6 protein-coding genes and 1 pseudogene are annotated in these 9,272 nt (G+C 33.2%); 6 read left to right on the forward strand and 1 reads right to left on the reverse strand.

From position 1 onward, the window contains the following. Positions 1 to 318, reverse strand: a pseudogene (locus tag AB4Y90_RS11370) (DNA repair protein RadA); the annotation flags it as partial. A 98-nt stretch (positions 319 to 416) separates the two neighbouring features. Here AB4Y90_RS11370 and AB4Y90_RS11375 point away from each other — a divergent pair. The 6 genes from AB4Y90_RS11375 to AB4Y90_RS11400 form a co-directional block, all read left to right on the forward strand. After that, positions 417 to 779: a hypothetical protein gene (locus AB4Y90_RS11375; RefSeq protein ID WP_441557700.1), complete on the forward strand. Its 363-nt coding sequence runs from the start codon at positions 417 to 419 to the stop codon at positions 777 to 779. Between the two features lie 68 nt (positions 780 to 847). Then, the gene (locus tag AB4Y90_RS11380; protein WP_441557701.1) at positions 848 to 1,417 is read left to right on the forward strand and encodes a YceI family protein; all 570 of its coding nucleotides are present in this window, start codon (positions 848 to 850) and stop codon (positions 1,415 to 1,417) included. Positions 1,418 to 1,589: 172 nt separating this feature from the next. Further along, positions 1,590 to 3,197 carry a CTP synthase gene (locus AB4Y90_RS11385; RefSeq protein WP_441557702.1) on the forward strand — a complete coding sequence of 536 codons (1,608 nt, stop codon included), beginning with the start codon at positions 1,590 to 1,592 and terminating at the stop codon, positions 3,195 to 3,197. A gap of 368 nt (positions 3,198 to 3,565) precedes the next feature. Next, positions 3,566 to 5,389, forward strand: coding sequence for a membrane protein insertase YidC (gene yidC, locus AB4Y90_RS11390; protein ID WP_441557703.1), 1,824 nt, complete (start codon positions 3,566 to 3,568; stop codon positions 5,387 to 5,389). A 298-nt stretch (positions 5,390 to 5,687) separates the two neighbouring features. After that, positions 5,688 to 8,687 (forward strand): SusC/RagA family TonB-linked outer membrane protein, encoded by a 3,000-nt coding sequence (locus AB4Y90_RS11395; RefSeq protein ID WP_441557704.1) that lies wholly within the window; start codon positions 5,688 to 5,690, stop codon positions 8,685 to 8,687. Positions 8,688 to 8,696: 9 nt separating this feature from the next. Next, positions 8,697 to 9,272: SusD/RagB family nutrient-binding outer membrane lipoprotein (locus AB4Y90_RS11400; RefSeq protein WP_441557705.1), on the forward strand; the 576-nt coding region annotated here is incomplete at its 3' end.

Here is a 9,272-nt window from a genome sequence, read left to right on the forward strand (position 1 = left end):
CTGCAAAAGTAGAGTAGATTTACCAATTCCGGGTTCGCCGCCGATTAAGGTAACAGAACCTAAAACAATGCCTCCTCCCAAAACACGGTTCAGCTCATCTGAAGGTGTTTTTATTCTTGGTTCTTCAACGGCTTCAACTTCGATGATGTTGATAACGTGTTGTTTAGATTTTGAAAAAGGTGGTGTTTTGGAAGACGTTTTTTCTACGACTTCTTCCACTAAAGTATTCCATTCACCGCAGTTTTTACACTGTCCTGTCCATTGAGGATATTGTGAACCACAGTTTTGACAGAAATATGCTGTTTTGAGTTTTGCCATATTGCGAAGTTCAATATTTTTTTTGAAATTTTCTTTCCTAATTTTACTTAATTTTCGGTTATGAAAAATATTTTTTTGAGTTTACTCATTTTATTGTGATGTCACTTTTGCATACCCAATTTACAGAATGGACTGTGAAATTTTTAGGATTACCGGGCGGTAATTTTGGAATGTATTCTTATATGGTTCTGATTTTCTGTTTAATAATTACTTTAATCGGTTTGGTAACAGTAGTTATCTTCAGGAAAAATTATAATTCAATATTGAAAATTGCCATTTTATTTGAAAGTATTTATTGGGTTTTCCTGATCATTTCAGGAAATAATCCGTTTTTATATTTTACAGATCAGCAAAACGAAAATCTTTTGGTAATAATGATGTACAGTAATTCAATAATTGTATTTCTCTTGATGTTTTTAGTTTATATAATATATTCAAAAATAATATCCCCAAAAAAATAAGAAATTATCATAGGTCAATGATTTATACTGTAACTGTGATTACCTTTGTTGATATAAATTTTTATAAAATGAAAAAAATACTATTAAGCTTTGCTTTGGTTTTGGTAAGTGTATTCACTTTTGCACAAAATACGTGGTCAGTTGATCCGGCACACTCATCAATTAATTTTAATATTAAACACATGGGAATCAGTTTTGTACAGGGAAGATTTGATCAGTTTAAAGGTGTAGTTCATGCTCCGGGTGCAAATTTAGATAACGGTCATTTTAACTTTACGGTAATTACTTCATCTATAAATACAGGAGTGGAGATGAGAGATAAGCATTTAAAAAGTGCAGATTTCTTCGACGCCGATCAATTCCCGGAAATGAGTTTTGAAAGTGCGTCTTTTACAAAAGAAAAAGGTAATAATTATATCTTAAAAGGTAAATTAACGATTAAAGATGTAACCAAAGAGATCAGCATTCCGGTAACTTTTGGCGGAATTGCAAAAAACCAGCAAGGAAAAGAAGTTGCAGGCTTGCAGACAAAGTTTACAATAAACAGGTTAGATTATAATATTAAATATGATCCTACAGGAGCAGGTGTTGCAAAAGATGTTGAGGTAAGTTTGTTTTTAGAATTAGCGAAAAAATAATTTTCATATATATAATTTGGTTTAGGTGAAAGGTTTCTCAAAATTACTTGAGAAACCTTTTTTGTTTTGTAATCGGCTTTTCCAATTAAAATAAAATTAAATCTAAAATTTAAAACGTCTACAAAATTGCTTTGCATTTCTTTTTCCCCTAACTTTGCACAAACCTAATCTAATGAGTAAAAAGAATACAAAGTACATCTTTGTGACAGGAGGTGTAACTTCATCTTTGGGAAAGGGAATCGTTTCTGCTTCTCTGGGACTTCTGCTAAAATCGCGCGGCTTTAATGTAACCATCCAAAAACTGGATCCTTATATTAACATCGACCCAGGAACATTAAACCCTTATGAACACGGAGAATGCTATGTAACCGAAGATGGCGCAGAGACGGATCTGGATTTAGGACACTATGAGCGTTATCTTGATGCGCCGACTTCTCAAAACAACAACGTTACAACAGGGAAAATCTACCAAACGGTTATCGAAAAAGAAAGAAAAGGAGACTTTCTTGGAAAAACAGTTCAGGTAATTCCTCATATTACGAACGAAATTAAGCGTAGAATTAAAATTTTATCTAAGCAGAACTACGATATCATCATTACTGAGATCGGTGGAACTGTAGGAGATATTGAATCTTTGCCTTACATAGAAACTGTTCGTCAGTTAAAATGGGAGTTGGGTGAAAATAATTCTATGGTAATTCACCTTACATTATTGCCTTATTTGGCTTCAAGTGGAGAATTAAAAACAAAACCTTCTCAGCATTCTGTTCGCCAATTAATGGAAAGCGGAATTATGGCGGATGTTTTGGTTTGTAGAACAGAGCATAAAATTCCGAAAGATCAGAGAGCAAAACTGGCTCAGTTCTGTAACGTTGCTTTAGAAAATGTTATTGAATGCAAAGATCTTGAAACCATTTATGAAGTTCCGATGTATCTTCAGAAGCAAAACTTTGATGATGTGGTTCTTAAAGAATTAGATCTGAAAAGTGACAAAGAAGCAGATCTTAAAGACTGGAAAACTTTCCTGAAAAAATTTCAGAATCCAAAGAAAACTGTAGAAATTGCTTTGGTTGGAAAATATGTTTCTCTGCAAGATTCATACATTTCAATTGCTGAAGCTTTCAAACATGCAGGTGCAGACTTGGAAACTGAGGTAAAAGTAAGATGGGTGTACAGTGGAGATTTAACGAGCGAAAATATCAAGAAAACCTTAGACGGAGTTTGTGGTATTTTGGTTGCACCGGGATTTGGTGACAGAGGTATCGAAGGAAAGATTCTTACCGCTCAATATGCAAGAGAAAACAAAGTTCCGATGTTGGGAATCTGTTTGGGAATGCAGATCATGACCGTTGAATTTGCGAGAAATGTTTTAGGTTATTCTAAAGCCAACTCGATGGAATTTGATACTTCTACTGAGCATCCTGTAATTTCTTTAATGGAAGAACAGAAAAATGTGGTAGACAAAGGCGGTACAATGCGTCTTGGAGCATGGAAATGTACTTTGAAGAACGGTTCAAAACTGAACGACATTTACGGAGCAAAAAATATTACTGAGAGACACCGTCACAGATATGAATTCAACAGTGATTATATCGGAGAATTTGAATCAAACGGATTTCTGGCAACCGGTAGAAACCCTGAAACAGGCTTGGTTGAGGCATTAGAAATGCCTGATCACCCGTTCTATGTAGGGGTACAATATCATCCTGAATACAAGAGTACAGTTGCAACGCCTCATCCATTGTTCAGAGCATTTATTAAGGCTTGTACTTCAAAATAAAGTAATTCTAAAATTACAAACGTTATATATAAACTCAGACTGATTATTCTCAGCCTGAGTTTATTATATAGTAACATATTATAGTATAGAGTTTTGATAAAAAAACAGTATTTTTGTCGACTCTAAAATATAGCAATGCTATAAAATGTAAATATGTTTTAGTTTTTAAACATTAAGGCATTTGAGAATAAAAGAATTATTAAGGATTCGTAAACGAATTTAAGGCGATATGCTTAAAAATATCTTTTGATATTCCTTAATTAATCTTTACAACTTATTTTCTTAATGTTTCAGATAATTTTAAGCTTTCGTTTTAAATTATTTGAAATGTTTTTAATTTAAATATTTAAAATTTTAATAAAAATAAAATGCAACAGAACAACGGACTCGATAAAAGTCAGATTATCAGTTTTGCGGTTTTATGTTTGGTTCTTTTCGGATTCATGTTTTATTTCCAGAGGAATAGCGCTGAAGAAGAAAAACTGAAAACTGAGCAACAAAAAACAGAACAGGCTAAAAAAGCTGTAACGCCTACTCCTGCAGCCAACATCAATCCTAATGTAACTCCGGGAGCCATTCAGGTTTCTAATTTGGCAAACAATGAATTGAAACTTGAATTTGCAAGTTTGGGAGGGCAGGTCTCAAAAGTTGAGCTTTTAAAGTACAAAGCTTACGACCAAAAAACCGACAAAGCTGATCTTCCGCTGAATCTGATTACTAAAAATAACTCGAGCTATGGTTTCCAGTTCAAAGATAAATCAGGGAAAACGGTTAATACCAAAAATTTGGTGTTTTCGCCTGTTGTTACGGACAATTCTGTTACTTTAACGGCAAACTACAACGGAGCTATTATTCAATTTGTTTATACATTAAATAATAATCCTAAAGCTGAGCTTAAAGATCAATATACTTTAGATTTTAAAGTAAGAACTCAAGGTTTGGCCAACGTAACTTCTGATAACAAAGCAGATTTTATCTGGGATTATCAGGTAAGAAATGTAGAAAAGGGTAGAGCTCAGGAACAATCTCATTCAGAATTTTCTTATGCTTTCAATAATTATAAAGATTATGAGTATGATGGAAGAACGACAATGGATGAACCTAAAGAAACGCTTAACTGGATTGGTGTAAAACAGCAGTTTTTCTCTTCTGTGATAGAATCTAAAACAGGTTTCACGCAAAGTAAAGGAAATCAGGAAACGATCGAAGAAGGAGAATATCTGAAAAAATTAAACTTCGAAGGTTTTGTTACCATGAACGGTGGAGAATTTAATCAGGACTTCACTTGGTATTTTATGCCGTTGGATTTACCGTTATTAAAATCTTATGATAAAAACTTTGACGAAATTTTACCATTAGGTTGGTCTTTCATTGGTGGAATGAACCGTTATTTCTTCATGCCGATGTACAATATCATTGCTGATTGGGGATTAACTGCGGGTTGGGTAATTTTCTTAATGACAATTATCGTTAAATTAATCTTGTCACCAATTATGTACAAACAGCATAAATTGAGTGCGATGATGAAGGTAATTCGTCCGGAAATTGATGAAGTGAATGCTAAGTTCAAAGATGCAGATCCTATGAAAAAGCAGCAGGCTACCATGGAAGTGTACAGAAAAGCAGGTGTTAATCAAATGGCGGGATGTCTTCCGGCATTGGTTCAGATTCCTATTTTCTATGCATTATTCAGGTTCTTTCCAAACTTTATCGATCTGCGAGGACAAGGGTTCTGGTTTGCAAAAGATCTTACAGCTTATGACGATTTGATTAAATTACCATTTAAAATTCCTTTCTTAGGTGATCATTTAAGTGTTTTTGCGTTGGCTTGTACAGTTGTAATCTTAATTTATACGGTAATGACTTCAGGAAATATGCAGCAACCTCAACAGGAAGGAATGCCAAATATGAAAGTGATTATGTATATTTTCCCGATCACATTCTTATTCTTCCTGAATACTTCTGCATCTGGTTTATCTTGGTATTATTTTGTATCGAATGCCATTAATATTTTGATTATTCTCGTAATTAAATATGTCATTCTTGATGAAAAGAAAATTCATGCCCAAATTCAGGCAAACAAAGAAAAGCCTAAAGCTGAAGGGAAATTCCAGAAGCGAATGAGAGAAATGATGGAGAAAGCTCAGGACGCACAGAGAGCGCAAGAGCAGCAAAGAGGTAAGAAAAAATAAAAAATAACTCATTATAACAAAAAGAGAAGCAATAACCGCTTCTCTTTTTATTTAAAAATAAATTAAAATTAAGTGAAACAGTAATAATTAATAAATTAATACAAATTATCTAATTTTTTTTATTTTTTATATGTTTTTAATTGTTTTTGTGATTAGATAATTAAAAAATAGTAATGAATTATCATTACAAGTGAATAAATTTAAATTTTTTAAAATTAGTTAATTTTTTTTAAAAATTTTAAGAGTTTATTAACAGAAATTTCACAACTTTACAGTCACAAAAAAATTAAAAAATTAAATGAATAAATTAACTACAAGTATTCTCGCTGTGGTGCTTACTTCATCAATTGCCATGGTACATGCTCAAGAAACACAAAGTGATTCTTTAAGAACCCAGGACATTCGTGAAGTAGTGGTTACTGGAGCACTAGGACTAAAAAAAAGACAGGATGCAGTAACTTCTACTAACCAAGTTGTGAATAGTGCTGAAATTACACAGGCAAACAACCCAAACGCTGTTCAATCTTTAACGGGTAAGGTATCTGGTTTGCAGATTAATACAACTAACAATTCTGTTAATTCCTCAACAAGGGTTGTAATCAGAGGACCAAGATCGATCTCGGGAAATAACCAGGCATTAGTTGTGATTGATGGTGTAATCTCAACATTAGAAATTTTACAAAATATACCGCCAGAAATTATTGATAATATGAATATTATCAAAGGGATGCAAGGAGCAGCTTTATATGGTGAAAGAGGTAGTAATGGAGTTATTGTTGTAACAACAAAAAGAGGAACAAAAAATGAAAGATTACAATTTAATTTAACAAGTTCAATTGATTTTTCTACTGTCTTCAAAATGCCAATCAGACAAAAGCTTTACGGACAAGGTTACCCGGGAGATACTTTTGACACAACAGATTATAATGGAGCTAACTGGACTCCTTATGAAAATACAAACTGGGGACCGGCATATTCTTCTGTTTTAGGTGGACAGTCATTAATTGTGGGTATGCCTCAAGCTGATAATTCTTGGTTGAGAGAAACTTTTAGTTATAAAAAAGATGGAATGTCTAACTTTTTTAAAACTGGTGTTTTAATTCAAAATGGACTATCTGTAACAGCAGGAGGTTCTGATTCTTATGTTTTCTTATCTGTTAACAGGGCTGAAAATGACTTTGTAGTGGAAAAAGATAATTTAAAAAGAAACAATTTTATCTTAAAAGCAGGAAAGCAATTAGGAAAATTTAGAATTGATGGAAACGTAAATTATTTAGACAGAAGAACATCAACTACTGATTCTAACCTTTATGGGCAGCTACTTCAAACTCCAACAAATGTTGACGTAAGACAATTCAGATATTCTCTTCCCGATGCAAGTTATAGTATTTATACCGTTAATCCTTACTGGACTATTGATAATGATAGAGCAGATACTAAAGACAGAATATTCACCGGATTGATTAACATGGAATATAAGTTGAATGATCATATTTCATTCACTTATGCAGGAACTGCTGTTTCTGGTTCTTCAGTTCAAGAAAGCCATCTTAATGCTTTTGCTTTTGATAGAATATATGACGGTACAGATACTCCTATTGATGGTACGTCACCGGTAGATTATGGTCTTGATCCAATCGTTTCAAATTATTATAAAACGGTATCATCAAGTTTTAGATATTATGGTGATTTGATGGCTAATTTTGATTATGACTTCACAGATGATCTAAACTTCAAGCTTAACGTGGGTCATAATATTCAAGATGCATCTACCTCTACTACTCAGGTTGGAGGTCAAAATCTTAAAATTCCGGGATGGTATCATATCAATAACGTATTGCAGCCAGATCTATTTTCTAGACTTGATAATAGTAACACCAGACAAAGATCTTTTGCATGGTTTGCCAATTTAGATTTAGCATATAAGAACTTCTTATATTTTAACTCTACTGTCAGATATGAAAAAAGTTCTCTTACAAGTGTGAATCCGGTTACGATAGAAGGGGTTCAGTTGCCATTCAGTAACAAAGGTTATCCTTATTATTCTTTTGGAGCTTCTTTTATTCCTACGAAAGCATTTGCAGCTCTTCAAGGAAAAGTTTTAAACTATGCAAAAGTAAGTTTAAACTACAGTAGAGTAGGAAACAGTTCTACTATTGGTCTGTACGGATTGGATAGAGTTGGTGCATTCCCGACAGGATATCCTTTCGGATCTCAATCATCTTATTTGCCTACAACAACAATTTTTGCTCAAGATATTGAACCTGAATTTTATTTGTCTAAAGAAGCTTCATTACAATTGGGCTTTTTCAAAGACAGAATTACTTTTGACGGATCGATATTTAGAAATGATAATAAAAACTTTATTACTACTATTTCTACTTCTTCAGCTTCGGGTATTACTAATTTCCAAGATAACATTGGAAATAGCAGAAACAAAGGTTTTGAAGTCGATTTAGGCTTTACACCTTTTAAAACAAAAGATTTTGAATGGAAAATAAGAGGATCTTATTCAACGTACGATACAGAAATTTTATCATTAGCAGATGGAGCAGATGAAGTAGCTTTATATAATTCTACTACTACAAATGTTGGTATATTTGCTGTGAAAGGTGAAAACTTTCCGGTTATTAAAGGAACAAGATACCAAAGAGATCCCAATGGTAATATCATTGTAAATGCAAATGGTAATCCTTTGGCTACATCAAATTTTGAAGTTTTAGGAAAAGTAAACCCAGATTATATTTTAGGATTTAGCACCTCATTTAAATTTAAGGGAATTACCTTAAGCGCAACTGCAGATTACAGAACAGGAAATAGCTTTGTATCATTGGTAAAAGAAAGTTTAGGTTCCACAGGAGCTTCGGAAAAAACAGCTGACTTTGATAGATCTAAAGGTTATGTAATTCCTAATTCTGTTCAGCTTATTAATGGACAATACGTTGCAAATACTACACCGGTAGGTAATGATGATAGTTATTTTGGGGTAATGAATTACTTTACAACTGCAGCTTACTCGTCGATAGGAGAAGAATTTGTTGTTGATGGTACAGCTTTAAAAGTAAGAGAAATTGCTTTAAGCTATGATTTACCAAAATCAATTATTGGAAGCACATTTGTAAATTCTTTGTCAATAGGTGTATACGCAAGAAATCCATTCTTTATTTACGCTAAAGATAACAGAAACTTTAACGATCCGGAAACGGCTAATACAACAGGTAATGCTGGTGGAATTGCAGTGACAGGACAATATCCTAGCATGAGAACTTTTGGTTTTAACCTTAATGCAACTTTTTAATTAAACAAAATGAAAAACAATAAATTTTTAATAACAATTTTAGCTGCTGCTTTAAGTTTTACAGCTACATCATGTAGTAACGATTATTTAGATGTCAATGATAATCCTAATGCAGTACAGGCAGAGCAAATCACTCCTGAGCTCATACTTCCGGGTGCTATTAGCCAGGCTTATAGAACACAGGCAGGAACGATGATGCAATTTGGAAACCTTATGATGAATAGCTGGGCTGGAAATTCATATACTATTGCTGGTCCATACTCTAGAGAATTTAGCTTGTCAAGTGTAGACAATACTTTCTATAGAGGTATTTGGGAAGGTTTATATCCTCGAGTTGCTAATTTTGACCAAATGGAGAGATTTGCAAATACTGACCATAAACAAGATTACTATATTGCCATTGCTAAAATTATGAAGGCATACTACATGCAATATATTGTAGATTTGTATGGCGATGCCCCTTATAGTGAAGCTTTCATGGGACAGCAGAATACCACACCAAAATATGATAATGATGCGGATATTTATAAGATTCTAATCACAAAATTAGAAGAAGCTAATGCTTTGATCGACGCTGCAAATGAG

Source organism: Chryseobacterium sp. 2TAF14, from assembly GCF_052115105.1.
Lineage (GTDB): Bacteria > Bacteroidota > Bacteroidia > Flavobacteriales > Weeksellaceae > Chryseobacterium.

Excerpts from the sequence above, each read along its gene's own strand:
- AB4Y90_RS11375 (WP_441557700.1), top strand. The coding sequence starts at position 417 with ATGTCACTTTTGCATACCCAATTTACAGAATGGACTGTGAAATTTTTA.
- AB4Y90_RS11380 (WP_441557701.1), top strand. The coding sequence starts at position 848 with ATGAAAAAAATACTATTAAGCTTTGCTTTGGTTTTGGTAAGTGTATTC.
- AB4Y90_RS11385 (WP_441557702.1), top strand. The coding sequence starts at position 1,590 with ATGAGTAAAAAGAATACAAAGTACATCTTTGTGACAGGAGGTGTAACT.
- yidC (WP_441557703.1), top strand. The coding sequence starts at position 3,566 with ATGCAACAGAACAACGGACTCGATAAAAGTCAGATTATCAGTTTTGCG.
- AB4Y90_RS11395 (WP_441557704.1), top strand. The coding sequence starts at position 5,688 with ATGAATAAATTAACTACAAGTATTCTCGCTGTGGTGCTTACTTCATCA.